Source organism: Pseudomonas sp. TWR1-1-3, from assembly GCF_049896805.1.
GTDB lineage: Bacteria > Pseudomonadota > Gammaproteobacteria > Pseudomonadales > Pseudomonadaceae > Aquipseudomonas > Aquipseudomonas bubulae.
Genome location: NZ_JAFCUZ010000002.1, coordinates 939,808 through 966,462, shown reverse-complemented (window position 1 = coordinate 966,462; position 26,655 = coordinate 939,808). Strand labels below are relative to the sequence as shown.

Here is a 26,655-nt window from a genome sequence, read left to right as displayed (position 1 = left end):
GGGGTGAGCCTCATTGGTTACGAGCAAAAATCCAGCGGCAAGCGGCGCGGTACAAATTGCCCTTGCCCCAGTTGCTCTGCATCACGCAGGGTGCGCCATGTGTAATTGAGCGCGGTTTGCACGGCGCTGACCAGTTCTTCACCGATGGCCAGGCGCCCGGCCAACGTGCTGGCCAGGGTGCAACCCGAGCCGTGGTAACTGCCCGGCAAGCGATGGCAGGTAAAGGTGTGGCGGCTGCCGTCGCGGCTGTACAGGCGGTTATGCACTTCGTGCTCATCACCGTGACCGCCGGTGATCAGCAGGTGCCGACAAAATGGCAGGAGTTTTTCAGCGCACTCATCGGCGCTGCCATCGGGCAGTTCGGCCAGGATGCGGGCTTCGGGAAGGTTGGGGGTGGCAATGGTGGCCAGGGGGAGCAGGCGTTCGCGCATGGCGTAACCCACTTCGTCCTTGCCCAGTCGTCCGCCACCGCCTGCACGCAGCACAGGGTCACAGACCATCGGCAGATGCGGATTGGCCTGAAGCAGTTCGACTACGGTATCGACCATCTCCAGTGAACCGAGCATGCCCAGCTTGACCGCCGCAACGGTGGAGTCGCCGAGCACGGCATCGGCTTGCGCCAGTACCCACTCGCGATCCAGCACGCGGAAGTCGCGGACATTGACAGTGTTCTGCACAGTCAGGGCGGTCACTACCGGGGCGGCGTGACAGCCTTGAGCCAGCAGGGCTTCGATATCTGCCTGCAAGCCGGCACCACCACTGGGGTCATGGCCGGAGAGACAGAGGACAACGGGGCGAGAACTGTAGATATTCATGGTGCGCGAGCTTACCACCAAACAGTTTTTGCGGGCGCTTGCTCGGTGTCAGGTTAGTGGAAGTTTGTAAGCCGTTGCCTGGCCTTAAGAATCTTCGGCCTCAGCGCTTATTTAGCTCTGTAATGCCCGTACTAGAGCCTTTGTGATGAATTGTTAGATGGTGTGTATGTGCCATTAATGGCTATGTTAAAGTGCCTTCAAATTATTAACCGGTCATTCGGTCGACGCGATCTCAAAGGGAATATGGGGTTGCCCGCGTCTTCGAGTGAGCTACGTTGGGGCTGTATGCGCTATTTGCTGATGATGTTGTTGGGCTGGCTACCGATGCTGGCCAGCGCAGTCGCTTTTGACGAATCCACACAAAGCCTGCCCTTGGGCCGCGTGATGCAGGTGTTCGAAGACGCGGGCGGCGAAGCGACTCTGGCAGATGTCACCGCACACGGCGAACTGTTCGAGCCCCATACCAAAGACACGCTGAACAAGGGCTACTCGCACTCGGCCTTCTGGATCAAAGTGGATTTGCACTATCAGCCACAAGACCCGCAGGTGCATCGCACCTGGCTGCTGGAGCTGGCATACCCGCCGCTTGATTCCATCGAGCTTTACCTGGCAGACGCCGCGGGCAATTACCGGCTGGCCGAGCGAACGGGTGATGCACTGCCCTTCGACAGTCGTCAGATCAAAGAAAATAATTACCTGTTTGAGCTCAACTTCAGCCCGGGGCAAAGCCAGACGGTGTACCTGCGTCTGGCCAGCCAGGGTTCGGTTCAGGCGCCGCTGACGCTATGGTCGGCCCAGGCCTATCTTGAAGAGCAGCCCGTGCGGATTTACATCCTGGGCCTGATTTATGGCGTGTTGCTGGGGATGCTGGTCTACAACCTGTTTATTTACCTCAGCGTGCGTGACACCAGCTACCTCTACTACATCTTTTATATTGCCTCGTTCGGCCTTTACCAGCTGTCGGTCAACGGTGCGGCAGTGCAGTACTTCTGGCCTGACAGCCCGTGGTGGGCCAATGCCTCCACCCCGTTCCTGATTGGTGCATCGGCGTTTTTTGGTTGCCAGTTCGCCCGCTCCTTCTTGCACACCGCCTCCCACAGCCGCTGGCTTGACCGGGCACTGATGTTGCTGATGGGCGTGGGTGCTCTGGTGATGGTGCTCGCACTGACCACCAGCTATGCCGTGTCGTTGCGCCTGGCCACCGGCCTGGCGCTGGCGTTTATTGTCACCATTTTTACCGCTGGTGTGGTGGCATGGGTACGTGGCCTGCGGGTCGCGCGTTATTTTGTGATCGCCTGGTCGGCCTTCCTGCTCGGGGGGCTGGTCAATACGCTGATGGTGCTGGGTTACCTGCCGAACGTTTTCCTGACCATGTACGCCAGCCAGATAGGTTCGGCAATCGAGGTGGGGCTGCTGTCGCTGGCGCTTGCCGACCGGATCAACGCCATGCGTGACCTGCAGGCGCGTACGCTGCAGGAATCGGGACAGAAACTGGCCGCCATGAACCAGCAACTGGCCCGTACCAACCAGCTCAAAGACGAGTTTCTGGCAACCGTTACCCATGAATTGCGCACGCCCATGAACGGTGTCATAGGCTCGCTGGAATTGATCAAAACCCTGGACATGAGCCCTGAGCTGGAGCAGTACACCAAGACTGCGCAAGGTTCAGCACGAGAAATGATGCACATGGTCAATGGCATCCTGACCCTGACCGAACTGCAGGCCGGACGACTGGTCGCGCAACCCCGGCCCTTCAGCCTGAATGAACTGCTGCAGGGGCTGAGCGATCAGTTCAGGCCGGCGGCACGCAGTAAAGGGCTGGAGTTTTCGTACGAAGTGGGCCGCAACCTGCCGGATCAATGGGTAGGTGATGCGGATAAAATTCGCCAGTGCATGGAGTGCCTGCTGGATAACGCGATCAAGTTCACCCGTGAGGGCGGGGTGATTTTGCGTGTTACCGGTAAACCCGCAGAGACCGGGCGCTGGGCGCTGGCGTTCAATGTAATCGACAGCGGCATTGGTTTTGTTCACCAGGAAGAGGCCGAACTTTATCAGCACTTCTTTCAGGTTGATGGCTCCATGACCCGTGAATATGGCGGCCTGGGTATCGGCCTGGCGATTTGCCGGCGCCTTGTGGAACTGCTCGGCGGGCGCCTGACCCACCATTCCCAGCCGGGGCAAGGCTCACAGTTCCAGCTGTTGCTGGAGCTCGAACCCTCGGTGCAAACCCCGTCGCACACGACTCCTTCGGCGTTGCAGCTGAGGGCGCCCGGGGAGTGTGTGGTCTTGCTGGTAGAAGGCCCGGAAAACCCTGTGGTAGTGCGCGCCATGTTGCTCAAACTGGGTTATCGCGTGCTCGGCGTTGACACGGGGCAGGCGGCCATAGAAGCGTTGCGCCGCGAACGAGTCGATGCGGTGCTGCTGGCGTGCCCGTTGGCCCAGGTCTGTGCTACGTCGATGGGCAGCCAGCTGCTGACATTGGCCGCCTGTGCGCAGTTGCCCGTGCTGGCGCTGTTCGAGTCGCAAGCTCAGGCGCAGCAAGCTCGCGAGCAGGTCGACGGGATCACGGATTATCTGCTGAAACCGCTGCGTTTTGAGGACTTGCAACAGACCTTGGCGCAACGCCTGCTGATCGACAATAACGATAAAAACGCCGAGTTTTAGGCGTTTATGCCCCTTGTTTAGCCGCAGATGCGTGCTTCACTGGCTCATTGGTACGATCCCAAGGAGCCCGCGCAATGAACTTGCATCAATACGCAGAAACCCATCAGGTGACCAATCAACCGCCGTCAATGGACGGCGTGAACCTGTACCGCATTGACCTGCCGTTGCAGTATTGGAGCCAGCATTTCGGCGCGGGATGGGCGCAGGCGCGGATTGACGAGTACGGTGCCCTGGCGGGCGGCCCGCTGATGGCTGCGGGTTTTCTGGCCAATGAAAACAAACCGCAGTTTGTCAGTCATGACCGTTTTGGGCATCGTATTGATCTGGTGGAGTTTCACCCGGCTTACCACGAACTGATGCGCACGGCGATTGAGCATGGTTTGCCGTCCTTGCCCTGGGCCCACCCGCAACCCGGTGCCCATGTGGCCCGCGCATCCATGACCTACCTGCACAGCCAGGCCGAAGCGGGCAGCGGCTGCCCCTTGACCATGACCTTCGCCAGCGTGCCGGCCTTGCGTCTGCAACCGGACCTGGCTGCCATCTGGCTGCCCAAAGTGCTGGCCACTGAATATGACCCGCGTAATGTCGATATCAGCCAAAAGGCCGGCGTGACCCTGGGCATGGCCATGACTGAAAAACAGGGCGGCACCGATGTGCGTGCCAATACCACGCGGGCTTACCCCGTAGGGGCCAAAGGGCCGGGGCAGGCCTATGAACTGCTGGGGCACAAATGGTTCTGCTCGGCACCCATGTGTGACGGCTTTCTGACCCTGGCCCAAACCGAAAAAGGCCTGAGCTGCTTTTTGCTGCCGCGCCATCGTCCGGATGGCAGCCGCAACCAATTCTATATTCAGCGCCTGAAGAACAAACTGGGCAATAGCTCCAACGCCTCCAGTGAAGTTGAGTTTCGTGGGGCATTGGCCTGGATGATCGGCGAAGAAGGTCGTGGCGTGCCGACCATTATTGAAATGGTCGCCATGACCCGGTTCGACTGCATGGTCGGCTCCAGTGCCTTGATGCGTCAGGCGCTGACCCAGGCCAGCCATCATTGCGCCCATCGACTGGTGGGCGGTCGGGTGTTGGCAGACCAGCCACTGATGCAGAACGTATTGGCTGACCTGGCGCTGGAAAGCGAGGCGGCACTGGCCCTGAGCCTGCGCATGGGGCGGGCGCTGGACAATCCGGATGACCCGCATGAGGCCAGGTTTTCCCGGTTGGTCACAGCGGTGGGCAAGTACTGGATCTGCAAGCGGGCTCCAGCCATGATCAACGAAGCGGCCGAATGCATGGGGGGCGCAGGTTATGTCGAAGACAGCATCCTGCCGCGCCTGTATCGCGAGGCCCCGGTCAATTCGACGTGGGAAGGGTCGGGTAATGTGCAGTGCCTGGACGTGTTGCGAGCCTTGTCCAAAGAGCCGGGCGTGCTCGATGCGCTGTTTGCCGAGTTGGGCGACGGGCATGGCGATGTGCGCCTGGGGCAGCACATTGTGCAGCTTAAGGCGGCGCTCAACGACACTGACGATATCCAGTATCGCGCTCGCCAACTGACAGAAGACATCGCCCTTGGCCTACAGGCAAAACTGCTGCTTGAGGCTGGTAACAGCGATGTCAGCGACGCCTTTATCGCCAGCCGGCTACAGGGCAGCGGCCGGGTTTACGGCACATTGCCGCGGGGTTTGAATGTGGCAGCCATCGTTGCCCGCGCCACCCCGCAGGTTGCCTGAATATCCCCAACCCTGTGGGAGCTGGCTTGCCTGCGATGCAGACGACGGGTTTTATCTGCCAGACCCGGTCGATGCCATCGCGGGCAGGCCCGCTCCCACACGGATTTGCGTGAGGCAGCCGATATTCTGTTTATCCCCAGCAGCCACAGGAAATCTTCGGCAGGCAATTTTGTAGCTGCCTTTAGCCATCGATACAGGCAAGATAAAGGCCTGCCCGCTCAGAAGACAGGATGCTTATCGTGACCGAAGCTTTTATTGTCGTTTCCACCGCTGAAGAGGCCGTTGACCGGCTTGCTGCCTTGCACGAGCGCGCAACCACGGCCTTGAGTCAGGCACTCAAGCGTTATCTCAAGGATCGGGTTGAACCCTCTGCGCAAGAACGCGCGCTGTTTCGCTACCCCGAACTGCGTTTGACCTACCGTATCAACGGTGAAGTGCCGACCACCACCCGTGCTTATGCCAAGGTCCAGTTACCGGGCACCTACAGTGTGACCGTCACCCATCCCGCCTCTTTCCGTAACTACCTGCTGGAACAGCTGGTGCCCTTGATGCGCGACTTCACCGTTGAAGTAGAAGTCGGCGTCAGTGAGCAAAATATTCCTTACCCTTATGTGGTCGAGCAAGGTGATGAACTGGCCGGCTCCGGCGTTACCGCTGCTGCGCTGGCGCGGGTGTTTCCGAGCACCGACCTGTCTGCTGCCACCGACGGCATCGCCGATGGCCTGTACGACTGGGAAAACACCGATCCGTTGCCCCTGGCGCTGTTCGACGCCGCGCGGGTCGACTTCTCCCTGCGCCGCCTGGTGCACTACACCGGCAGCGACTGGCGCCATGTGCAGCCGTGGATTCTGCTGACCAACTACCATCGCTATGTTGACCAGTTCATCCTCCATGGCCTTGAGCAATTGCGCGACAACCCGCGCTTTGTACGCATGGTGATGCCGGGCAATGTGATCATCGAAAAATCAATGGACTACGGCGAGGCCCAGGCCATCGCGGCGGGGGTGGTGTGGCATCGCTACCAGATGCCGGCGTATCACTTGCAGGCCAGTGATGGTCATGGCGTGACGCTGGTCAATATTGGTGTCGGCCCGTCCAATGCGAAAAACATTACCGACCACCTGGCCGTGCTGCGTCCGCATTGCTGGCTGATGATTGGTCACTGCGGCGGTCTGCGCCAGTCGCAGACCATTGGCGATTATGTGTTGGCCCATGCCTACATGCGTCGTGACGGCATTCTTGACCGGGTCGTGCCGCCGAACATTCCGATTCCGGCCCTGGCTGAAGTCCAGCTGGCACTGCAGGAGGCTGCCGCACAGGTTACCGGTGAGCGCGGCGATGAGCTGAAAAAACGCCTGCGTACCGGCACCGTACTGACCTATGACGATCGCAACTGGGAGCTGCGCTGGGCTCAGGAACGTCCGCTGATCAACCTGTCCCGTGCTGTTGCCGTGGACATGGAAAGCGGCACCATTGCTGCCCAGGGTTATCGCTTGCGCGTCCCGTATGGCACGCTGTTGTGTGTGTCGGACAAGCCGCTGCACAGTGAAATCAAACTGCCAGGTTCGGCCAATGCCTTCTATGAGCGCGCGGTCAGCCAGCATTTGAAAATCGGTATTGCTGCCGTGGACTTGATGCGCAGCCAGCTCAACTCCCTGCATTCGCGCAAGCTGCGCAGCTTTGATGAACCGCCGTTCCGTTGATCGGTGATGGTCATTTAGCGATCGGGGGACTAGCATTGCCAGCCCTGATCGCTAGATAGCCTTTTTTGTCATGTCTCGTCCCGCCCCACGCCGCCCGGCCTCGAAAAGCCTCACCGCGCCAGCTGCCAATCGCCGCGTGGCCAAAGCGCCGCCGTCTGATCCCAAGCTGTACCTGTTCAATAAACCCTTCGATGTGCTGACCCAGTTCAGCGACGAAGGCGGGCGCGCCACGCTCAAGGACTTTATCCCGATTCCGGGCATCTACCCGGCCGGGCGACTGGACAGGGACAGTGAAGGTTTGCTGCTGTTGACCAATGATGGCCAGTTGCAGGCGCGGATAGCCGACCCCAAGCACAAATTACCCAAGACCTACTGGGTTCAAGTTGAAGGCGAGCCCACTGAGGAGCAACTGCAGCAGTTGCGTGATGGCGTTGAACTCAATGACGGCAAGACCCTGCCTGCCGAAGCGCGTGCCCTGGACGAGCCGCAGCTATGGCCGCGCAACCCGCCGGTACGCTTTCGCAAAAGTATCCCGACCGCCTGGCTGGAACTGGTGATCCGTGAAGGTCGCAACCGTCAGGTGCGGCGCATGACGGCTGCAGTGGGCTTGCCGACCTTGCGCCTGGTGCGGGTACGCATTGGTGACTGGAGCATTGAAGGGCTGGAGCAGGGGCAGTACCGGGAAGTTCCGGCGCGGCTATAGGGCTCCGGATTCGATCAGGCCGATGACCACGCTTTTGATGATAAACGCGGCAACGCCCAGGCCGAGGACGAAAAACAGGATCATGGAGCCGAAGCGTCCAGCTTTGGACTTCTTCGCCAGATCCCAGACGATAAAGGCCATGAAAATGATCAGCACGCTGACCAGAATCGTCATCATCCATTCTTCAAGTACGGCAGGATCCATCGGTATTCTCCGGCGACATCGTGGGAAAAAGCCGTAGGAGTATACGCCAGGGGAGCGGGGGGATATTGATCTGGGTAGTGAGAGGATGTCGCTATACCCGTAGCAGTTGCTGAAGGCACGAAGCTGCGTTCGATTGTGAAGCAATCGCAAGATCAGAGTGCGCGTTACAACTGAAGAATCGCGTGTGCTGATTTTACGACTGCTTCGCAGCCGAACGCAGCCTTCGTTCCTCGGCAGCTGCAGGAACACTGCAACTGTGGGAGCGAGCCTGCTCGCGAAGGTCGTTCGCGAGCAGGCTCGCTCTCACAATAGGGCTTGACCTGCAACAGAGTATCTACAGGTTCTATTTTTACGTGCGCAAATGGGTCAGCGGCAGCTCGGTGCTGTTGAGCACCTGATTGAGCACAAAGCTCGAACGCACGCTGGTTACGCCTTCGATACGGGTCAATTCACCCAGCAGCAGCTTCTGGTAGTGGTCCATGTCGGCAACCACCACTTTCAGTTGGTAGTCGGCGTCCATGCCGGTCACCAGGCTGCATTCCAGCACCTGCGGCAGGGCGCGGATGCAGGCTTCGAAGTTCTCGAAACGCTCTGGTGTATGTCGGTCCATTCCGATAAGCACGTAGGCTGTAAGGCTCAAGCCCAGCAGTTTGCGGTCGAGCAGCGCCACCTGACGGCTGATGTAGCCGTCATCCTCAAGCTGTTTAACGCGGCGCGAGCAAGGAGATGGCGACAGGCCAATACGTTCGGCCAGTTCCTGGTTAGAGATGCGTGCGTCACGCTGCAATTCCGCCAAAATGCTCAGGTCATACCGGTCGAGTTTGCTCACGAAGTTACCCTTTGTCATAACTATTGCGTGAAAGTATCCACCTTAAGTCAAAAATTGCGCAAGTAATGTTTTATCGAGCAATCTTCGCAATCGCCTGCCGCGGCCAAACGCCTATTCTTTAAACCAGAATCACTGCCCGGACATAGAGTCCACTGCGGCCCGCCGAATCAGGCCAGCCGCGGCCGCCAACCCCACAGGGTTGCCCCGGCCCCCGGGCTACGCACTGTCCAGAAGACGGAGCGAGGTGAGCCAACATCACAAGTGTTGAGCCAGGACAGAAAATTCAAGGGGCGACCGACGGGTCGCCCTTTTTTCGTCTGGCAAAAAATAAGTTGCGTTATGCACTGCCTGGCGTAGAACCGCTTCCTGAAACCCCAGTCTTATCTATAAGCCCTGTCCTTCAGTGAGAAACAGCATGAAATCGCGTATCTGGCGTTTGGCTACAGTTGGCGTGCTCTTTGTGAGCGTCAGCGGCCAGGTGTTGGCCGATGAGCGTGGTGATGGCGGCTGGCAAGGTCGGCCACAGGGTGCAGACAATCATCAGCCGCGGCCGAATCAACAAGGTAATAACCTGCCGATCCAGCCGCGCCCCGACAGGGTTCAGCAGACTCAGTCGCCGAACCGGGGCGGCAATCAGAATTGGTATGGCGGCGGTTACGCTCCTGGCCCGAATAACCGTCATCCCAACGACCAGCGCTGGGCCGGTCGCCCGTCCGGGCATGGCAATGGCTGGGGCCCGGGGCCGCAATATCGCCCGGGTAATGTGGTAGAGCGGTTCCCCGGTCAGCACTGGCAAGTGCCGTATCGCGGCCAGAATTACTACTTTTCAGGCGGCTACTGGTATCGCCCTCAAGGCCCGCGTTACATCGTGGTGCAGCCACCTTATGGACTGCGCGTAGGGTTTTTGCCTGATTACGCTAGGGAAGTGTGGTTTGGCAGTACCTTGATGTTTCTCGCGGCGGGGGCGTATTACGCCTATCAACCTGCAACTCGCGATTACATCGTGGTCCAGCCGCCGACGGTCTACCAACAGCCCGCGAGCAACAACTATGAGATGGTGGCTTACCCGATGAACGGTCAAAGCCCGGCCCAAATCGGTCAGGACCGTTATGACTGCTATCGCTGGGCTGTGGAGCAAAGCGGCTTCGACCCTGCCAAGGCGACATACGCCCCAGCGGCGCAAGTGGTGCAAGCCTATCGGCAGGCGCAGGGCAGTTGCCTGAGCAGTCGTGGTTATCAAGTGACGTATTGATCTGAAGCCTGCTAAGGAGCCTTGCTCAGCCTCGGTTTGACCACTTCCTTCGGGTCTGCATGCACCAGCACTTCGGCCCGCGGATAGACCTGTTCAATGGCTTCAGCCGCGCGGTCACAGATGCTATGGGCTGCGGACAACGTCAGTTCACCCGGCAGCTCCAGGTGAAACTGCACAAACCAGGTATTGCCCGAGATCCGTGTGCGCAGGTCGTGGGCGCCGAGCACGCCGGGCACGCTGCAGGCCAGATTCAGCATGTTTTCACTGACATCCGTGGGTAACTCCTGATCCATCAACACGGCAAAACTCTCACGGGCGATCTGCAGTGCGCTCCACAGGATATACACCGCAATCCCCAGGCCAAACCAGGCGTCCAGCTGCGGGAAACCCACACTGGCCAGCACCAGCGCCAGCAAAATACTGCCATTGAGCATCAGGTCCGAGCGGTAATGCAGCGAGTCGGCGCGCACCGCGTTGGACCCCGTGGCCTTGATCACCCGGTGTTGCAGCACCAGCAGTGCCACGGTCATCAGCAACGAAAAGACAATGACGCCAATTCCGATCCACGGTGCGCCTACCGGCTCCGGGTTTTTCAGCCGTTCCACCGCCTGAAAGGCAATCAGCACTGCACTCACGCCAATAAACAGCGCTTGCGCCATGCCCGCCAGGGACTCGGCTTTGCCGTGACCATATCGGTGATCCTCATCGGCGGGACGCAGCGCGTAATGCACGGCCAGCAAATTGAGAAACGAAGTTACGCCATCGAGCAGCGAGTCGGTCAGGCCGGCGAGCATGCTGATCGAGCCACTGAGCCACCACGCGATGGCCTTGGTTACGATCAACAGGCTGGCCACCGCCACTGATGCGCGGGTAGCCAGACGTAACAGGCGGGCGTGTTCCGGGCTGCTGGTCATGGTGCTTTCCTGATGAATGATGACGTGCTTCAGGCTGCTGGCTGCAAACCATACATAGCCAGTTGCTGGGCGCTGCCCCGGTGCTGGATCAGGCGTGGATCGTTCAGCGGGAAGCTGCGGCCCAGTTCGCTTTCAAGGATGGCCTGGAGCTTGGCGTTATCCACCTTGCCGTCTGCGCCGATGGCTTCGCGCAGTTTTTCCGGAGCGATTTGTGCGGTCTTGCCCGGCGGGAAATAAATTGCGCCGGTGGCGAAGTCGACACCGAAGGCGATCAGCCCCGGGATCACATAAAACAGCAGGCCCACGGCATCCAGTACGACGATCATGGGGTCGATCTTGCCGTCGATCTGGCCGCGGCGGTCTGGAAAGAAAATACTGCCGCAAGCAGTCAATTGGGTGAACAGTGCCGCAACCACGACACCGCCGATTACTCGCGAAGGCATACGCATACTTAAAACCTCAAACATGTTCAAAGGACTGGATCATTACTGTTCGCCGTTATACTCGCCGCTCTGTTCTGGAGCCACCATGATTTCTTTGCCGATTGATGAAGTTTTACCTGCGCTGCGCCTGGCCCTGGCCGAGCGCCATGAAACCGTGCTCGAAGCGCCGCCCGGCGCCGGTAAAACCACCCGTGTGCCGCTGGCCCTGCTCAACGAGCCCTGGCTGGCCGGGCAGAAGATCCTGATGCTCGAACCCCGGCGCCTGGCGGCCCGTGCGGCGGCCGAGCGGCTGGCCAGTGAACTGGGTGAAAAAGTCGGCGAAACCGTAGGTTACCGTATACGCCTCGACAGCAAGGTCGGCCCCAACACCCGTATCGAAGTGGTCACCGAGGGCATCCTTACTCGCCGTCTGCAGCACGATCCGTCGCTGGAAGGGGTGGGCCTGCTGATTTTTGACGAGTTCCATGAGCGTAGTCTGGATGCCGATCTGGCGTTGGCCTTGAGCCTCAATGGGCGTGAGCTGTTTCGGGATGAACAGCCGCTGAAAATTCTGCTGATGTCCGCCACTCTTGAGGGCGAACGACTGGCGAGCATTCTCGACGATGCGCCGATCTTGCGCAGTGAGGGCCGCATGTACCCGGTGGCGATGCGCTGGGGGCGGCCGTTTGTGCCCGGTGAATTTATCGAGCCGCGAGTGGTGCAGACCGTACTTGATGCCATCAACGATGAAAGCGGCAGCCTGCTGGTGTTCCTGCCCGGGCAGGCGGAGATTCGCCGGGTCAATCAGCAACTGGCCGACGCGCTGGGTTCGCGCAGCGATATTCTGCTGTGCCCTTTGCATGGAGAACTGGATCTGACGGCCCAGCGTGCGGCCATCGAGCCTGCGCCAAAAGGCCTGCGCAAGGTGGTGCTGGCCACCAATATTGCCGAGACCAGCCTGACTATCGACGGCGTGCGCGTGGTGATCGATGCCGGGCTGGCGCGTGTTCCGCGGTTTGACCCGGGCAGCGGCATGACCCGCCTTGATACCCAGCGCATTTCCCGCGCCAGTGCCACCCAGCGTGCCGGCCGCGCCGGGCGTCTGGAACCGGGTGTGTGTTATCGGCTGTGGTCCGAGGACCAGCACGCGCAGTTGGCGGCCTATGGCAGTGCGGAGATCCTGCAGGCTGATCTGGCCGGGTTGGCGCTGCAACTGGCACGCTGGGGTGTCACTCCCGAGCAACTGATCTGGCTCGATATGCCGCCCTCGGCCAGTTATGCACAGGCCCGACAATTGCTCGATCGGCTGGGTGCCTTGCACGGAGCAAAACTCACCCCCCACGGCGAAGCGATGGCTGAACTGCCTGCACATCCGCGGATTGCCCATCTATTGCTGCGCGGTCAGGACCTTGGGCTGGCCGACATGGCCTGTGATATCGCGGCGTTGTTGGGGGAGCGCGATATCCTGCGCGGCGTCGGAGCGGACCTGCATAGCCGGCTGGCCCTGCTGTCAGGCGTAAGCCGCGCCGCACGGGGCGGGCAGGGCGGTGTGCAGCGGACCAAACAACTGGCCCGGCAGTATCGCGGGTACTTGCGTGGCAAGGCCAGGCAGCTGGTCGCCGACCCCGACCACCCGCGCTGGGTGGGTGCCTTGCTGGCGCTGGCCTACCCCGATCGGGTCGCCCAACAGCGTAAACCCGGTGGGGCGGAATATCGTCTGGCCAATGGCCGTGCGGCGTTGTTCAGCGAAGTGGATGGCCTGATGAAACAGCCCTGGCTGGTCATCGCCGATTTGGGCAGCCGTCAGGGGCAACGTGAAGAACGCATTTATCTGGCGGCCGAGTTTGATCCTGCCTTGCTCGAGGGTGTCTTGAGCGAGCAGGTCAGCGTTGTTGATCAACTGGACTGGGATGAGCGCGAGGGCGTGCTGCGTGCCGAGCGCCAGCGCAAGGTCGGCGAGCTGGTCCTCAGTCGCGAGCCATTGACCGGGCTCGACGAAGCGGCCCGTACGCAAGCGCTGATCAATCTGGTGCGACGCAAGGGGCTGGAGCTGTTGCCGTGGACGCCCGAGCTGCGCCAGTGGCAGGCGCGGGTAGCGTTGTTGCGTCAACTGGACCTGCAGATCCAGGGGCACAGTGAATGGCCCGACGTCAGCGATGCCGCCTTGCTGGCCGGGCTTGAAGACTGGTTGGGGCCGTATCTGGGGCGTGTGTCGCGGCTCAGTCACTTTGCCAGCCTCGACCTGTCGAGCATTGTGCATAACATGCTCAAATGGCCGTTGCCCCAGCGCCTGGACGAACTGGCGCCCCACCATATCAAGGTGCCTTCAGGGTCTTCGGTGCGGCTGGACTACAGCGAACACCCGCCGATTCTGGCGGTGCGCCTGCAAGAGTTGTTTGGGCTGGCGGACACCCCGCGTATTGCGGGCGGGCGCCAGGTGGTCAAGTTGCACCTGCTTTCTCCGGCAAGGCGTCCGGTGCAAGTAACCCAGGATCTGGCCAACTTCTGGCGAAGTACCTATGCCGAGGTGAAAAAAGATTTGAAGGGGCGCTACCCCAAGCATTACTGGCCCGATGATCCGCTGGTGGCCGAAGCCACGGCGCGGATCAAGCCGCGGAAGCCGTAGCGACCGGGCGTACGCATCGCGAGCAAGCCCGCTCCCACAAAAATTGCGCAGTTCTTGTGGGAGCGGACTTGCTCGCGATGGCATCAACGCGGTGAGTAGAGCTTCACGACCCGATATAGCTGGTCTTGACCACGGTGTAGAATTCTTGCGCATAGCGGCCCTGCTCGCGCGAGCCATAGGACGAGCCTTTGCGCCCGCCAAACGGCACGTGGTAATCCACCCCCGCCGTGGGCAGGTTGACCATCACCATCCCTGCCTGGGAATGACGCTTGAAGTGATTGGCATATTTGAGCGAGGTCGTGGCAATACCCGCCGACAAGCCAAACTCGGTGTCATTGGCCATCGCCAGGGCGGCTTCGTAGTCTGCAACCTTGATGATATTGGCCACCGGGCCGAACACTTCTTCGCGGCTGATGCGCATGTCGGCCGTGCTGTCGGCAAACAAGGCCGGGGCCAGGAAATAACCCTCGGTATCGCAGGTCACCAGGCTGCCTCCGGCAACCAGGCGGGCGCCTTCGTTGCGGGCGATGTCGATGTAACCCAAATCCTGGTCGAGCTGCGCTCGGGACACCACCGGGCCGATATCAATCCCGGCCTGCAAGGCATGCCCGACCTTGATCGAACGCATGCGCTCGGCCATCGCCTCGACGAATTTGTCGTGGATGCCCGCGGTAACAATCAGGCGGCTGGAGGCGGTGCAACGCTGGCCGGTGGAGTAAAACGCACTCTGCACCGCCAGTTCGACCGCTTGCTTGAGGTCGGCATCGTCGAGGATGACCTGTGGGTTTTTACCGCCCATTTCCAGCTGCACCTTGGCCTGGCGCGACACACAGCTGATGGCGATCTGGCGACCGACGCTCACCGAGCCGGTAAAGCTTATACCGTCCACTTTCGGGCTGTTGACGATAGCGTCGCCGACCACGCGGCCGCTGCCCATCACCAGGTTGAACACGCCTGCCGGGAAGCCTGCGCGAGCAATGATCTCGGCCAGTGCCCAGGCGCAACCCGGTACCATATCGGCCGGCTTGAACACTACACAGTTGCCATAGGCCAGGGCCGGGGCGATCTTCCAGGCGGGGATGGCGATGGGGAAGTTCCATGGCGTGATCAGGCCAACCACGCCCAGGGCTTCACGGGTGACCTCCACATGCACGCCCGGGCGTACCGAGGGCAGGTAATCGCCCGACAGGCGCAGGCATTCACCGGCGAAAAACTTGAAGATATTGCCGGCACGGCTCACTTCACCGATGGCTTCGGGCAGGGTCTTGCCTTCTTCGCGAGCCAGCAGTGTGCCCAGTTCTTGCTTGCGGGCGAGGATTTCGCTGCCGACCTTGTCCAGCGCATCGCTGCGCGCCTGGATGCCGGAGGTCGACCAGGCAGGGAACGCAGCCCGTGCCGCATCAATGGCAGTCTGGACCTGGGCGACGTCAGCCTTGGCATATTCGCCAATCACATCGCTCAGGTCGGAGGGGTTGATATTGGTGCTGTATTCAGTGGCTGTTACCCACTCGCCACCGATGTAATTGTCGAAACGCTTTGAACCAGTCATCAAATTTCTCCACACGTGGACAGGCATCGATTTCCTGTAGTTATACGTCATCGTACGACTTCAGGCAAAAACAATCGGCGCGGCGAAACTGAGCGAGGGAGGGAACCGTCTGATTGGGTTTCAACTGTGGGAGCGAGCCTGCTCGCGAAGACTGTATTCGCGAGCAGGCTCGCTCCCACAGGGTCAGTCTGCAGGCAGCAGCAATCGGGCCAGCACCGGCAGGTGGTCGGAGATGGTCTGGGTGTCTTCCTGGCGCACATAGCCTTCGATGCGCTGCAGCTTGGGGCTGTGGAAGAGGTAGTCGAGCGTACGGTCGGGCTCGTCCGCGTCGGGGAGATTGGGAAAGTGGGTCAGCCACAGTTCGCAGTCGATGCCGGTAGCTTCAGGGTTGCTGGGGATCATCGGGTACTTTTCCCAGAGCAGGTGCAACTCGCTGTCTTGCGAGTAGCCCTGGCGCAATGGCTCGGGCAGGCGCAAGTACTGGCCGATGGGCAGCAGGTTGAAGTCCCCGCCGATCAACCACGGCGTGCCCTGGCCTTCCAGCTTGTCGGCCAGTTCGGCGACAGTCTGCATTTGCAGGCGCAGGTTGCTGTTGTTGGCGGAGGGCGCATCCAGTTGTGTATTGATTGCTGCCAGTTGCCCGCCATCATTGAGCGGCAGGTAGTTGACCAGCAGCGCGGGCCTTGGCTGGAACTGACGGCTGAGAAAGTTGGTATCGGCCAGGGGCAATTGCAGACGTTCTGCGTGTTCGATCTGGAAGCGGCTGAGGGTGACCAGAGAGCGTCCGACACTGCCGAAAATATGCCAGTCGGGCACAAAGTCGGCCTTCCAGGTAAAGGCCTGGGTGCTGCAGGGGTAGAGGTCGATCAGGCGTTCTTGCAGCAGGGCCAGCTGGTTCTGGTAATCGCTGGCCTTGGCGTTGTCATCGACTTCCTGCAACAGCACGAGATCCGGGCGTTCGTCACGTATGACCCGCGCTACCTCATCAAGGCTGAAGGCCATGTCTTCCCGGGTGGGGCGGGTGTCAGGGCCGCTGCCGTCAGCCAGGTTGTACCAGAACACATAGCGCTTGCCGGCCAGGTACTGGATGTTCCACGTCATTACCTTGAGCGCCTGGCCTGGCACCAGCACCGGGGCGGTGCCAGGGCACGTCAGGGGCAGCACCTCGCGGGCACCGGGCCGCCATGTAACGCTATAAACCAGACATGCCAGCAGCGCTGAGATCAGCAGCAAACCTGATGCGGTGCGGCGTAATAAACGTGACATGAGCTCGACTTAATAACGTTACAGGGAAGGCTCGAACATACCCGACGGCAGTGCGGCCTTCCAAGGTTCTTTGTGTAGGAAATTTCTGTTTTTATAGTTCTGACTTTTCGCTGATCAACATAAATAAACGAAACAGTACGACGGAAACAAACAACTGCAAGAAGCTGTTGGCGCTATCGAGTGCCAGCGATAGCAGTGTGTTGTCGTCCTTGGAAAACAGGGTGTAACTGAATTCCTTGAGCAACATCAGCGGGCCCAGTACGGCCAGTATGCAAACGAAAATCCGCCAGAAATGCCCGCGGGTCAGGGTGAAGCTCGACTTCATGGCCGCCAGCGGAGCATCACCACGCAATACCAGTCGGTACTCGGAGAAGGCCAGTACCACGGTGAGGAAAATGCCCGGAATAAAAAACATCGACAGCCCCAGCACGATCAGCAGCGTGCTGATTGCCGAGAGCAGGGCGAATTTGGGCCAAAGATTAACCGCCGAGGCCAGCAGGTCGCGGTTGCGCGGGCTTTCGCCCTGGCTGCGGGCATCGAGAAACAGGATCAGGGCGGCGGTGTACAGAGGGTACAGCAGCAGTCCGACAACCAGGCCATAACCGGGCGATGCATCCGGGCCTGCGGCGTTGTCGACAATGTGCTGCAGTACAGCTTCAAGGATGACCAGCGGCAGGCACAGCGTCACGATCTGGCTCAGATTGCGCTGGAAGAAGTACAGGGAGTCGCGAAGAACAGTCAGCGGATTCATTGGCAGTTGTCAGCAGTCAAGAGCGGTGCGTCACTTTAACCGATGAGACGCCAAGATGAACAAAAGTTCACGCAGGCCTGATGCTGTTGAAACGGGTTGTAGTGCCCCAATAACGCGTTTGAGCTTCTGCGTAATGCAAGGGGCAGGTTTCTATCTGCAATCGAAAGAGGTTGTCATGAACAGCGAAGAGCAAAGCCTGATTGACGGGTTGTTTACACGGTTGCAGCAGGCCGAGGCAGGATCAGCCCCGCGCGATGCCCAGGCCCAGGCGCGGATCAATGAACATCTGGCGCGTCAGCCTGCGGCAACGTACTACATGGCTCAGGCGCTGCTGGTGCAAGAGGCTGCGCTCAAGCAACTCGACCAGCAGAACAAGCAATTGCAGGCAGAACTGGCTCAGGCGAAGGCTGCTGCGGCACCTGCGCCATCTGGGGGGAGCTTTCTGTCGGGACTTTTTGGCGGTGGCGATCGGGTATCGGCCCCCACGCCCGGCCCAACGTCGGGCACCGGGGGCTGGCGTGATGGCCCGGCAGCGGCTCCTGTCGTGGCCCCTCAACCAGCAGCAGCGGCGCCGGCCCCAGCATTGGGCAGCGGCTTTTTGGGCGGAGCCCTGAAAACGGCAGCGGGTGTGGCGGGCGGCGTGATGCTGGCGCAAGGCATCAGTAGCCTGTTCCACCACAATCAGCAGCCGCAGATTGTCGAGGAGATCATCGAACAACCAGGTTCTGTCAGCGACGCTGGCTGGGGCAGCGGCAACCAGCAGTACGCCAATAGCGGCTCGGGAATTGAAGACGTCGGCCTGGACGATGACGGCTTCTTTTCTGACGACGACTCCTACGTTTGACTTCATCGCCCGGTGCCTTATTGCACGCCGGGCGGTTTATCCGCGCAAACCCCCGGCAGGCTGGCATACTGCAGCCTTGTTTTTCAGTCGCGTGCCCGCTGCCCGGGCGCCATGAGGTTTGCCGGTGAAAAAAATTGCGGTCTTCGCGGATGTGCAGAACCTTTATTACACGGTTCGCCAGGCCTATGGCTGCCATTTCAATTACGCCGCCCTGTGGGCTGATATCAGCAAGCGCGGTGAAATTGTCGAAGCCTATGCCTATGCGATTGACCGGGGTGACAGCAAGCAGCAGCAGTTTCAGCAGATCCTGCGCAACCTCGGTTTTATCGTAAAACTTAAACCCTATATCCAGCGCAGCGATGGCTCGGCCAAGGGCGACTGGGATGTGGGCATTACCATCGATATCATGGACTCGGCAGCCAATGTCGACGAAGTGGTACTGGCCTCGGGTGACGGTGATTTTGACCTGCTCCTGGAGCGTATTGCCAGCAAGCATGGGGTTGAAACCGTGGCCTACGGTGTGCCCGGTCTGACGGCCAATTCATTGATTCGCGCTGCCAGCCGCTATGTGCCGATTGAAGGCAATTTGCTGCTTAAGTAACCCTTATTTTTTACAGGATTGACCAGGTTTGGAACGCATCGCGGTAATTGACTTTGAGACCACCGGCATCTCCCCGAGCAGCACCTGCCGGGCCACTGAAATTGCCGTGGTGATTCTTGAGCGCGGTCGCATTGTCGAGCGTTATCAAAGCCTGATGAATGCCGGTGTGCGGGTGCCTGGGTTTATCGAGCAGTTGACCGGCATCAGCAACGCCATGTTGCGCACCGCGCCGTCGGCTGAGCAGGTGATGAACGAGGTCAACGAGTTCGTCGGCATTACCCCGTTGCTGGCGCACAATGCTGCGTTTGACCAAAAGTTCTGGGATTTTGAAATGGGCCGCATCAAGCGCACCCGTTTACAGAACTTCGCCTGTTCATTGTTGCTGGCGCGTCGCCTGATGCCTGCGGCGCCTAACCACAAGCTGGGCACGCTGACCACCTTTGCCGACTTGCCCCACACCGGCAAAGCTCACCGGGCCATGGCCGATGCGGAAATGGCGGCCAACTTGACGGCTCACCTGGCTGAGCAACTGCGCCAGAAGCACGGGTTACGTGAATTGAACCACGACCTGTTGTGCAGCTTGCAGAAAGTCCCGGCGGCGAAGATCAATGAGCATCTCAAGCGGTATCGCGGGTTTTAAAAGCGACCCTCTCCCTTTGGGAGAGGGCTATTTGATCTCCATCGAAAAGTGTACGGCCCCTTTTGGTGCGTTCTGTTACTTATTATTTCCCGGCGCCCTGTCTAAACTCTCCAGTCCCCTGCCTCTGCCCTTGAGCTGCCTTCATGCCTGCCGCACGTCGTTTTCCGCTACAACTGATCGGTGCTTTTTTTGCCTTGTACATCATTTGGGGCTCGACTTATCTGGCTATCCGCATCGGTATTGAGTCCTGGCCGCCGTTGATGATGGCTGGTGTGCGCTTCCTGATTGCGGGCAGCCTGATGTATGGCTTTATGCGCTGGCGCGGTGCCCCCGCACCCACTGCCGTGCAATGGCGTTCGGCAGCCATGATCGGCTTTCTGTTGCTGGCGTGCGGCAACGGCGGTGTGACCCTGGCCGAACACTCGGGCGTAGCTTCCGGCGTCGCCGCCCTGGCCGTAGCCACCGTGCCCCTGTTCACCCTGCTGTTTGGTTACTTCTGGGGCAACCGCAACACCCGCCTGGAATGGGCCGGGATTGTCCTGGGGCTGATCGGCATCGGCATGCTCAACCTGGGCTCCAACCTGCAGGCCAGTCCAATGGGCGCGGCGATGGTGATCTTTGCCGCCGCGGCCTGGGCCTTTGGTTCGGTGTGGAGCCGCCACTTGCCACTGCCAGCCGGGCCAATGGCCAGCGCTGCGGAAATGCTCACCGCCGGTGCCGTATTGCTGGCGGGCAGCCTGCTCAGTGGCGAGCGCATGACTCAAATGCCCACCGCTGCAGGCTGGGGTGCGCTGCTGTATCTGGTGTTCTTCGGCTCGATCATCGCCTTCAGCGCCTATATGTACCTGCTTAAGAATGTGCGTCCGGCGGCGGCCACCAGCTATGCCTACGTCAATCCGGCGGTGGCGGTCATGCTGGGGATTGCCTTTGCCGGCGAGAGCATCGGTTTTGAGGAGTGCCTGGCCATGGCGGTCATCATCAGCGCGGTGGTGTTGATCGGTTTGCCACAGTGGCGCAAGCAGAAACCGGCCTGAATTAGGGTAAACTGCGCGCCATTGCAACTTATGCACCCACGCGCTGACCTTTTTCGACGGTATCCCCATGACATTCGCCACCCTTGGCCTGATCGAACCCCTGCTGCGCGCCCTTGAGACGCTCGGCTACAAGACCCCAACCCCGGTTCAGGCCCAAGCGATTCCCGCAGTACTGGCTGGTCGCGACCTGATGGCTGCGGCCCAGACCGGTACCGGCAAAACTGGCGGTTTCGCTTTACCGTTGCTGCAGTCGCTGACCATGGAAGGCCCGAAAGTGGCCAGCAACTCGGTGCGTGCACTGGTGCTGGTGCCGACCCGCGAACTGGCCGAACAGGTTCACGAAAGCATTCGCCAGTACGCCGAACACCTGCCGTTGAGCACCTACGCGGTGTACGGCGGTGTCAGCATCAACCCGCAAATGATGAAAATGCGCAAAGGCGTTGATGTACTGGTGGCCACACCGGGCCGTCTGCTGGACCTCTATCGCCAGAAAGCGATCAAGTTCAACCAGCTGCAAACCCTGATCCTCGACGAAGCTGACCGCATGCTCGACCTGGGCTTCTCCGAAGAACTGCGTGATATCTACCGCGCCTTGCCGAAAAAGCGTCAGACCCTGCTGTTCTCGGCGACCTTTTCTGACGCGATCCGCCTGTTGGCCGAGCAGATGCTCGACAACCCGCTGAGCATCGAAGTCAGCCCGCGCAACGTGGCGGCCAGCAGCGTCAAGCAGTGGGTCATCCCGGTCGACAAAAAGCGCAAGGCCGAGCTGTTTTTGCACTTGTTGCGCACCCAGCACTGGAAGCAGGTCCTGGTGTTCGCCAAGACCCGCAACGGTGTCGACGAATTGGTAGGCAAGCTGCAAGGTCTGGGGATCAACGCTGACGGTATTCATGGCGACAAGCCACAGGCCACGCGCCAACGGGCGCTGGACCGCTTCAAGGCCAGCGAAGTGCAGATTCTGGTGGCTACCGATGTGGCTGCCCGTGGCCTGGACATCGAAGACCTGCCGCTGGTGGTCAACTTCGACCTGCCCATCGTGGCCGAAGACTATATTCACCGTATTGGTCGCACCGGTCGTGCCGGTCAGAAGGGCGAAGCCATTTCGCTGGTCTGTGCTGATGAAGTGAACATGCTGTCGGCGATCGAGATGTTGACCCGTCAGACGTTGCCACGCCACGAAGAGCAGGATTTCGAGCCTGAGCACCGAGTGCCTGAAACTGATGCTTCGGGGCAGGTGATCAAAAAGCCGAAGAAGCCGAAAAAACCTAAAACCTCGGGCGGTGGCGGCAAGCGCAATCTGGGCAAATGGGTGGATAGCGGCGAAGCAGCACCCGCCGAGCCATCGGTAAAGCCGGTGCGCAAAGTGCCTGTATTCAACACCGGCCCGCGCAAGCGCAAGCCGTAAGCCCGGTCGAGGCTAAAAACTCCAACTGTGGGAGCGAGCCTGCTCGCGAACGGCCTTCGCGAGCAGGCTCGCTCCCACAGGGACGGTCAGCGTTTAGCCTTCAACCAGCTTAATACCCCTAACCCTGCGGCACGACCACTGGCAAAACAGGCCGTGAGCAGGTAGCCGCCGGTGGGTGCTTCCCAATCCAGCATCTCGCCTGCACAGAACACGCCGGGTAATTGCCTGAGCATCAGATTTTCATCCACAGCCTCGAACCGCACGCCACCGGCGCTGCTGATGGCTTCGTCCAAGGGGCGGGCTTTTATCAGCTTCAACGGTAGCGCCTTGATGGCCTGAGCCAGTTGCGCCGGGTCATTGAAGCATTCTGCAGGCGCCAGCTCGCGCAACAGCGCCGCTTTTACCCCATCAATCCCCAGCTGGCTGTGCAAATGCTTGCTCATCGAACGTGAGCCGCGGGGTTTGGCCAAGGCTGCCTGGATTTTATCCACAGGCTTGCCCGGCAGCAGGTCGATCAGGATCGTCGCTTCACCCTGTTGATTGATCGCTTCACGGATCGGCGCCGACCAGGCGTAAATCAAGCTGCCTTCAATGCCTGTGGCGGTAATCACGCATTCGCCCAAGCGCGGCGTGCTGTGTTCCAGGGCAATGGCGATGTTTTTCAGCGGGGCGCCGGCGAACTTGCTGCGCAGCACCTCGCTCCAGCCCGCCACATCAAACCCGCAATTGCTCGGCTGCAAGGGGGCCAGGTCAACGCCGCGCTCAGCCAGCAAGGGCATCCAGGCACCGTCCGAGCCCAGTCGCGCCCAACTGCCACCGCCCAGGGCCAGCAGCACCGCGTCGGGGTTGAGCTGCTTTTGGCCTTCGGGACTGTCCACCAGCAACTGGCCATCGGCCTGCCAACCCAGCCAGCGGTGGCGGGTGTGGATAACTACACCGGACTCGCGCAGGCGCTTGAGCCATGCGCGCAGCAGCGGCGCGGCTTTCATATCGGTGGGGAACACCCGGCCGGAACTGCCGACAAAGGTTTCGATCCCCAACTCATGAATCCACTGGCACAACGCATCGGCATCGAAGGCGCGCAGCAACGGTGCCATCTGCGGTGCGCGTTCGGCGTAGCGCGACAGGAAAGCCGGGTAGGCTTCGGAATGGGTGATATTCATGCCGCCGACCCCGGCCAGCAGAAACTTGCGGCCCACCGACGGCATGCCATCGTAGAGATCGACCTTCACCCCAGCCTGACTCAACACTTCGGCGGCCATCAAACCGGCGGGGCCACCGCCAATAATGGCGACGTGACGGGAAGGGAGTGTGGAGGGTTCAGTCATGGCAGGGCTGCAAATCGGCGAAATAGGCCGGGCATTCTACCTGACTGGGCGGAGCAGATCCCCTGTAGCAGCAGCCTTCGTCCCTCGGCAGCTGCTACAGAGATAGCGATGGCTGTACGAAAAACATACAGCCTTCTGGAGGCCATGTTCTCTGTGCCCTGCAGGCGCTTTCACTCAGGTTATCCACAGGCAGTTCCACAGGCATTGTGGGTAAAATCACACCTCAGTGACAACCTGATGACAGCCAGACCTTCTGTGCACTGTGATGCAATATCCCGTGGCGGCGCGCCAGGGCCTTGCGATCCTTGCTGTATCCGCCGCCAATCACCCCGACCACCGGTATGTCGCGACCCAGGCAGTGGCGCATCACGCTCTCGTCACGGGCCGCCACACCTTCATCGGTGAGCTTCAAATAGCCCAGGGCGTCGTCTTTATGCACATCGACCCCGGCGTCATACAGCACCAGATCCGGTTGATACAACGGCAGCAGGTAATTGAGCGCCTCGTCCACCACTTGCAAATATTCAGCATCGCCCATACCCATAGGCAGGCCGATGTCCCAGTCGCTTTGCGCCTTGCGTGCCGGAAAGTTTTTTTCGCAGTGCAGGGAAACGGTAATGGCATCCGGCGTATGTTCAAGAATTCGCGCAGTACCGTCGCCCTGATGCACATCGCAGTCAAAAATCAGTACGCGGTTTACCCGGCCGCTTTCCAGCATATAGCGGCTGATGATCGCCAGATCGTTGAAGATGCAAAAACCCGCCGGGTGATCGTAGTGCGCGTGATGAGTGCCGCCCGCCAGATGGCAGGCCAGGCCGTGCTCAAGCGCCTGCTCGGCGGCCAGCAGAGATCCGCCCACGGCGCGAACGGTACGTCGCGCCAGTGCCTCGCTCCAGGGCAGGCCCAGGCGGCGTTGATCTTCGCGGGCCAGCTCGCCTGCCATATAGCGCTCGATATAGCTGCGGTCATGGGCCAGGGCGAGGATATCCACAGGGCATAATTCGGGACGCAGCAGCTCTGCATCAAGGGTCAGCCCGGAGTCGACCAGGTGATCGCGTAACAGGCGGAACTTATCCATAGGAAAACGATGCTCCGCTGGGAACTGCGGGCTGTAGTCATCGTGGTAAATCAGCGGCACTGGCATAGGGATTTTCGCGTCGTAACGAGCGCTGGATATTACCAGCGCTGTACACTCTCATCATATGTAAAGCCCGGTAACAAATCGGAGAGGACGGATGGAGCAGATCAAAGAGCTCGAAAGTGCCCGTTTGCACTTGCGCCCCTGGCGTGACACAGACTTGCCCGAGTTCGCTGCCATGTGCGCCGACCCTCAGGTGATGCGCTATTTTCCGGCGCCCCTGAGCCGCCTTGAAAGCGCCGCGCTGATTGGCCGGGTTCGTGGTCACTTTGCCGAATATGGCTACGGGGTATGGGCATTGGAGCGCAAGGACACCGGTGCCTTTATCGGCTTTACCGGGCTGATGAATGTGTCGTTCGAGGCGCCGTTTACCCCTGCCGTAGAAATCGCCTGGCGTCTGGCTCCCGAACACTGGGGCCTGGGTTACGCCAGTGAGGCGGCCTGGGCCGCGTTGCGCTGCGCCTTTGATCGCCTGGCCCTGGACCAGGTGGTGTCGTTTACCAGCGAGCTGAACCTGCCCTCGCAAAAAGTCATGCAGGCGATTGGCATGCAGCACGATGTCGACGGTGATTTTGAACACCCCTTGCTGCCCGCAGGCGACCCGCTCAGACCCCATGTGCTGTACCGGATCACGCGGGCACAGTGGCTGGAAACCCTGCACGGCTAGGCGGTGTGTTTAGCGGCGCAAGCCGAAAATTTTGACCTGCGTAACGAAGATTACGACGGTAATGCTCTGTGTGAGGAGAATCTGAATGAGCCAAGTGTTGGATGATCTGGTCAATTTGCTGACCCTGGAACCGATCGAAGAGAACCTCTTTCGCGGCAGCAGTCAGGACTTGGGCTTTCGCCAGTTGTTCGGTGGTCAGGTGCTCGGTCAATCGCTGTCGGCCATGAGCCAGACGGTTGAAGACGCCCGCCATGTGCATTCCATGCACGGCTATTTCCTGCGCCCTGGTGATGCCGGTTTGCCCGTGGTGTATCAGGTTGATCGCGTGCGGGACGGCGGCAGCTTCAGCACGCGCCGGGTGACCGCGATCCAGAAGGGCCAGCCGATTTTTACCAGCAGCGCCTCGTTTCAGTACGACGAAGGCGGTTTTGAACATCAGACGACTATGCCCGACGTTGTGGGCCCTGAGAATCTGCCCTCGGAACTGGACATGATGCGCCTGCGTGCGCACCTGATCCCCGAGTCGATGCGGGAAAAACTGCTGTGCGCCAAGCCTATCGAGTTCCGCCCGGTGGTAGGAGAAGACCCGTTCAATCCCAAGGTCACGGATCCGATCAAGTACGTGTGGTTTCGCGCCGACGGCACCTTGCCCGATACCCCGGCGCTGCATAAGTACCTGCTGGCCTACGCCTCGGACTTCGGCTTGTTGACCACGTCCTTGCTGCCCCATGGCAAAGGGGTATGGCAAAACGATATGCAGGTCGCCAGCCTTGATCACGCACTGTGGTTCCATGCCGACCTGCGTGCCGATGACTGGTTGCTCTACGCCATGGACAGTCCATGGGCGGGCAATTCCCGTGGATTCTCCCGTGGCAGTGTCTACAACCGCGCTGGCCAACTGGTGGCTTCGGTCACGCAGGAAGGGTTGATCCGCCATCGCAAGGACTGGGCATGACACTCAAGGACGTCAAACACTGGGTTTTCGACATGGACGGCACCCTGACTGTTGCCGTGCATGACTTTGCCCTGATCCGCCGTGAGCTGGAGATCCCGGCGGATGCCGATATTCTCACTCATCTCAACGGCCTGCCCACCGAGGTGGCGGCGGCCAAACACGCCTGGCTGCTGGAGCATGAACGCGAGCTGGCACAGGCCTCCACCGCCGCGCCGGGCGCGGTTGAGCTGGTGCGCGACCTGGCGGCTCGTGGCTGTCGTCTGGGGATACTGACCCGAAATGCCCAGGAACTGGCGCATATCACCCTCAAGGCCATTGGCCTGGGCGAATGCTTTGCGCCCGAGGATGTACTGGGCCGGGACAACGCGGCGCACAAACCCGACCCGGACGGCCTGCTGCAACTGGCGCGGGCATGGGATGTAGCAGCGGCGAACATGGTAATGGTGGGGGATTACTACTTTGACCTGGCGTGCGGCCGCGCGGCAGGCAGCAAAACCGTACTGGTCAATGTTCCTGAAAACCCGTGGCCGGAACTGACCGACTGGCATGCCAAAGACTGCTACGCGCTGCGCCGGTTGCTCGGTTAACGAAATACGCGTAGCAGCTGCCGAAGGAACGAGG

24 protein-coding genes are annotated in these 26,655 nt (G+C 60.2%); 14 read left to right on the top strand and 10 right to left on the bottom strand.

All coding sequences use genetic code 11. The features are described from left to right. Positions 1-17: 17 nt before the first annotated feature. Positions 18-815, bottom strand: coding sequence for a hydroxymethylpyrimidine/phosphomethylpyrimidine kinase (locus ACP7BE_RS11940; RefSeq protein ID WP_094999413.1), 798 nt, complete (start codon positions 813-815; stop codon positions 18-20). Between the two features lie 285 nt (positions 816-1,100). Between ACP7BE_RS11940 and ACP7BE_RS11935 the strand changes: the two genes are divergently transcribed. The 4 genes from ACP7BE_RS11935 (at position 1,101) to ACP7BE_RS11920 (ending at position 7,609) form a co-directional block, all read left to right on the top strand. After that, on the top strand, positions 1,101-3,479 hold the full coding sequence (locus tag ACP7BE_RS11935; protein WP_426105945.1) for a hybrid sensor histidine kinase/response regulator: 2,379 nt from the start codon (positions 1,101-1,103) through the stop codon (positions 3,477-3,479). 74 nt (positions 3,480-3,553) lie between these two features. Then, a complete protein-coding gene (locus ACP7BE_RS11930; RefSeq protein ID WP_095039141.1) occupies positions 3,554-5,203 on the top strand; it encodes an acyl-CoA dehydrogenase family protein in 1,650 nt (549 codons plus the stop codon). 230 nt (positions 5,204-5,433) lie between these two features. Beyond that, entirely contained in the window at positions 5,434-6,906 is a 1,473-nt protein-coding gene (gene amn / locus ACP7BE_RS11925; RefSeq protein WP_153327098.1) for an AMP nucleosidase, read from the top strand. Between the two features lie 136 nt (positions 6,907-7,042). Continuing rightward, the gene (locus ACP7BE_RS11920) at positions 7,043-7,609 is read left to right on the top strand and encodes an rRNA large subunit pseudouridine synthase E (protein WP_426106085.1); all 567 of its coding nucleotides are present in this window, start codon (positions 7,043-7,045) and stop codon (positions 7,607-7,609) included. Here the strand turns inward: ACP7BE_RS11920 and ACP7BE_RS11915 are convergent. Both ACP7BE_RS11915 and ACP7BE_RS11910 read right to left on the bottom strand, forming a co-directional pair. After that, the gene (locus ACP7BE_RS11915) at positions 7,604-7,813 is read right to left on the bottom strand and encodes a DUF2788 domain-containing protein (RefSeq protein WP_016779292.1); all 210 of its coding nucleotides are present in this window, start codon (positions 7,811-7,813) and stop codon (positions 7,604-7,606) included. The two genes, ACP7BE_RS11920 and ACP7BE_RS11915, sit on opposite strands and share 6 nt — an antisense overlap. 349 nt (positions 7,814-8,162) lie before the next feature. Further along, positions 8,163-8,660, bottom strand: a complete 498-nt coding sequence (locus ACP7BE_RS11910; protein WP_016779293.1) for an Lrp/AsnC family transcriptional regulator — start codon at positions 8,658-8,660, stop codon at positions 8,163-8,165. Between the two features lie 397 nt (positions 8,661-9,057). Here ACP7BE_RS11910 and ACP7BE_RS11905 point away from each other — a divergent pair, with 397 nt between their 5' ends. Further along, positions 9,058-9,894 (top strand): DUF6515 family protein, encoded by an 837-nt coding sequence (locus ACP7BE_RS11905; protein ID WP_094999408.1) that lies wholly within the window; start codon positions 9,058-9,060, stop codon positions 9,892-9,894. 11 nt (positions 9,895-9,905) lie between these two features. Here ACP7BE_RS11905 and ACP7BE_RS11900 read toward each other — a convergent pair whose 3' ends face one another. Both ACP7BE_RS11900 and ACP7BE_RS11895 read right to left on the bottom strand, forming a co-directional pair. Then, positions 9,906-10,808 carry a cation diffusion facilitator family transporter gene (locus ACP7BE_RS11900; RefSeq protein WP_094999407.1) on the bottom strand — a complete coding sequence of 301 codons (903 nt, stop codon included), beginning with the start codon at positions 10,806-10,808 and terminating at the stop codon, positions 9,906-9,908. Between the two features lie 29 nt (positions 10,809-10,837). After that, positions 10,838-11,257, bottom strand: a complete 420-nt coding sequence (locus tag ACP7BE_RS11895; RefSeq protein WP_094999406.1) for a polyribonucleotide nucleotidyltransferase — start codon at positions 11,255-11,257, stop codon at positions 10,838-10,840. Positions 11,258-11,336: 79 nt separating this feature from the next. Here ACP7BE_RS11895 and hrpB point away from each other — a divergent pair, with 79 nt between their 5' ends. After that, positions 11,337-13,856 (top strand): ATP-dependent helicase HrpB, encoded by a 2,520-nt coding sequence (gene hrpB / locus ACP7BE_RS11890; protein ID WP_426105940.1) that lies wholly within the window; start codon positions 11,337-11,339, stop codon positions 13,854-13,856. 103 nt (positions 13,857-13,959) lie between these two features. Here the strand turns inward: hrpB and ACP7BE_RS11885 are convergent, their stop codons facing one another. The 3 genes from ACP7BE_RS11885 to ACP7BE_RS11875 all read right to left on the bottom strand — a co-directional run bounded on the left by ACP7BE_RS11885 (position 13,960) and on the right by ACP7BE_RS11875 (position 17,422). Continuing rightward, on the bottom strand, positions 13,960-15,405 hold the full coding sequence (locus ACP7BE_RS11885; protein WP_426105938.1) for an aldehyde dehydrogenase family protein: 1,446 nt from the start codon (positions 15,403-15,405) through the stop codon (positions 13,960-13,962). Between the two features lie 183 nt (positions 15,406-15,588). Then, positions 15,589-16,671 carry an endonuclease/exonuclease/phosphatase family protein gene (locus ACP7BE_RS11880; protein WP_426105936.1) on the bottom strand — a complete coding sequence of 361 codons (1,083 nt, stop codon included), beginning with the start codon at positions 16,669-16,671 and terminating at the stop codon, positions 15,589-15,591. 91 nt (positions 16,672-16,762) lie between these two features. Next, positions 16,763-17,422: a YciC family protein gene (locus ACP7BE_RS11875; RefSeq protein ID WP_094999402.1), complete on the bottom strand. Its 660-nt coding sequence runs from the start codon at positions 17,420-17,422 to the stop codon at positions 16,763-16,765. Positions 17,423-17,597: 175 nt separating this feature from the next. Between ACP7BE_RS11875 and ACP7BE_RS11870 the strand changes: the two genes are divergently transcribed. The 5 genes from ACP7BE_RS11870 (at position 17,598) to ACP7BE_RS11850 (ending at position 21,946) form a co-directional block, all read left to right on the top strand. Further along, the gene (locus tag ACP7BE_RS11870) at positions 17,598-18,266 is read left to right on the top strand and encodes a DUF2076 domain-containing protein (protein ID WP_094999401.1); all 669 of its coding nucleotides are present in this window, start codon (positions 17,598-17,600) and stop codon (positions 18,264-18,266) included. A gap of 124 nt (positions 18,267-18,390) precedes the next feature. Further along, complete coding sequence (locus ACP7BE_RS11865; RefSeq protein WP_094999400.1) at positions 18,391-18,867, top strand: NYN domain-containing protein; 477 nt, start codon at positions 18,391-18,393, stop codon at positions 18,865-18,867. A gap of 28 nt (positions 18,868-18,895) precedes the next feature. Then, complete coding sequence (locus ACP7BE_RS11860) at positions 18,896-19,507, top strand: 3'-5' exonuclease (protein ID WP_095018408.1); 612 nt, start codon at positions 18,896-18,898, stop codon at positions 19,505-19,507. A 143-nt stretch (positions 19,508-19,650) separates the two neighbouring features. Next, positions 19,651-20,541, top strand: coding sequence for a drug/metabolite exporter YedA (gene yedA / locus ACP7BE_RS11855; RefSeq protein ID WP_094999398.1), 891 nt, complete (start codon positions 19,651-19,653; stop codon positions 20,539-20,541). 67 nt (positions 20,542-20,608) lie between these two features. Then, positions 20,609-21,946: a DEAD/DEAH box helicase gene (locus ACP7BE_RS11850; protein ID WP_094999397.1), complete on the top strand. Its 1,338-nt coding sequence runs from the start codon at positions 20,609-20,611 to the stop codon at positions 21,944-21,946. 86 nt (positions 21,947-22,032) lie between these two features. On the opposite strand, the gene ACP7BE_RS11845 is transcribed toward ACP7BE_RS11850, so the two are convergent. Next, on the bottom strand, positions 22,033-23,274 hold the full coding sequence (locus ACP7BE_RS11845; RefSeq protein ID WP_426105931.1) for a TIGR03862 family flavoprotein: 1,242 nt from the start codon (positions 23,272-23,274) through the stop codon (positions 22,033-22,035). 223 nt (positions 23,275-23,497) lie between these two features. Then, positions 23,498-24,418, bottom strand: coding sequence for a histone deacetylase family protein (locus ACP7BE_RS11840; protein ID WP_095018406.1), 921 nt, complete (start codon positions 24,416-24,418; stop codon positions 23,498-23,500). A 91-nt stretch (positions 24,419-24,509) separates the two neighbouring features. Here ACP7BE_RS11840 and ACP7BE_RS11835 point away from each other — a divergent pair, with 91 nt between their 5' ends. From ACP7BE_RS11835 to ACP7BE_RS11825, 3 genes are all read left to right on the top strand, one after another. Then, complete coding sequence (locus tag ACP7BE_RS11835; RefSeq protein ID WP_095031771.1) at positions 24,510-25,079, top strand: GNAT family N-acetyltransferase; 570 nt, start codon at positions 24,510-24,512, stop codon at positions 25,077-25,079. An 85-nt stretch (positions 25,080-25,164) separates the two neighbouring features. Beyond that, the gene (gene tesB, locus ACP7BE_RS11830; RefSeq protein ID WP_094999393.1) at positions 25,165-26,034 is read left to right on the top strand and encodes an acyl-CoA thioesterase II; all 870 of its coding nucleotides are present in this window, start codon (positions 25,165-25,167) and stop codon (positions 26,032-26,034) included. After that, complete coding sequence (locus ACP7BE_RS11825) at positions 26,031-26,621, top strand: HAD family hydrolase (protein ID WP_095018403.1); 591 nt, start codon at positions 26,031-26,033, stop codon at positions 26,619-26,621. The genes tesB and ACP7BE_RS11825 overlap by 4 nt, the downstream gene beginning before the upstream one ends. Positions 26,622-26,655 lie beyond the last annotated feature (34 nt).

Bases quoted from the DNA above. Each gene is read 5' to 3' on its own strand.
- ACP7BE_RS11940 (WP_094999413.1), bottom strand. From the start codon at position 815: ATGAATATCTACAGTTCTCGCCCCGTTGTCCTCTGTCTCTCCGGCCAT.
- ACP7BE_RS11935 (WP_426105945.1), top strand. From the start codon at position 1,101: ATGCGCTATTTGCTGATGATGTTGTTGGGCTGGCTACCGATGCTGGCC.
- ACP7BE_RS11930 (WP_095039141.1), top strand. From the start codon at position 3,554: ATGAACTTGCATCAATACGCAGAAACCCATCAGGTGACCAATCAACCG.
- amn (WP_153327098.1), top strand. From the start codon at position 5,434: ATGCTTATCGTGACCGAAGCTTTTATTGTCGTTTCCACCGCTGAAGAG.
- ACP7BE_RS11915 (WP_016779292.1), bottom strand. From the start codon at position 7,813: ATGGATCCTGCCGTACTTGAAGAATGGATGATGACGATTCTGGTCAGC.
- ACP7BE_RS11910 (WP_016779293.1), bottom strand. From the start codon at position 8,660: ATGACAAAGGGTAACTTCGTGAGCAAACTCGACCGGTATGACCTGAGC.
- ACP7BE_RS11905 (WP_094999408.1), top strand. From the start codon at position 9,058: ATGAAATCGCGTATCTGGCGTTTGGCTACAGTTGGCGTGCTCTTTGTG.
- ACP7BE_RS11900 (WP_094999407.1), bottom strand. From the start codon at position 10,808: ATGACCAGCAGCCCGGAACACGCCCGCCTGTTACGTCTGGCTACCCGC.
- ACP7BE_RS11895 (WP_094999406.1), bottom strand. From the start codon at position 11,257: ATGCGTATGCCTTCGCGAGTAATCGGCGGTGTCGTGGTTGCGGCACTG.
- hrpB (WP_426105940.1), top strand. From the start codon at position 11,337: ATGATTTCTTTGCCGATTGATGAAGTTTTACCTGCGCTGCGCCTGGCC.
- ACP7BE_RS11885 (WP_426105938.1), bottom strand. From the start codon at position 15,405: ATGACTGGTTCAAAGCGTTTCGACAATTACATCGGTGGCGAGTGGGTA.
- ACP7BE_RS11880 (WP_426105936.1), bottom strand. From the start codon at position 16,671: ATGTCACGTTTATTACGCCGCACCGCATCAGGTTTGCTGCTGATCTCA.
- ACP7BE_RS11875 (WP_094999402.1), bottom strand. From the start codon at position 17,422: ATGAATCCGCTGACTGTTCTTCGCGACTCCCTGTACTTCTTCCAGCGC.
- ACP7BE_RS11870 (WP_094999401.1), top strand. From the start codon at position 17,598: ATGAACAGCGAAGAGCAAAGCCTGATTGACGGGTTGTTTACACGGTTG.
- yedA (WP_094999398.1), top strand. From the start codon at position 19,651: ATGCCTGCCGCACGTCGTTTTCCGCTACAACTGATCGGTGCTTTTTTT.
- ACP7BE_RS11850 (WP_094999397.1), top strand. From the start codon at position 20,609: ATGACATTCGCCACCCTTGGCCTGATCGAACCCCTGCTGCGCGCCCTT.
- ACP7BE_RS11845 (WP_426105931.1), bottom strand. From the start codon at position 23,274: ATGACTGAACCCTCCACACTCCCTTCCCGTCACGTCGCCATTATTGGC.
- ACP7BE_RS11840 (WP_095018406.1), bottom strand. From the start codon at position 24,418: ATGCCAGTGCCGCTGATTTACCACGATGACTACAGCCCGCAGTTCCCA.
- ACP7BE_RS11835 (WP_095031771.1), top strand. From the start codon at position 24,510: ATGGAGCAGATCAAAGAGCTCGAAAGTGCCCGTTTGCACTTGCGCCCC.
- tesB (WP_094999393.1), top strand. From the start codon at position 25,165: ATGAGCCAAGTGTTGGATGATCTGGTCAATTTGCTGACCCTGGAACCG.
- ACP7BE_RS11825 (WP_095018403.1), top strand. From the start codon at position 26,031: ATGACACTCAAGGACGTCAAACACTGGGTTTTCGACATGGACGGCACC.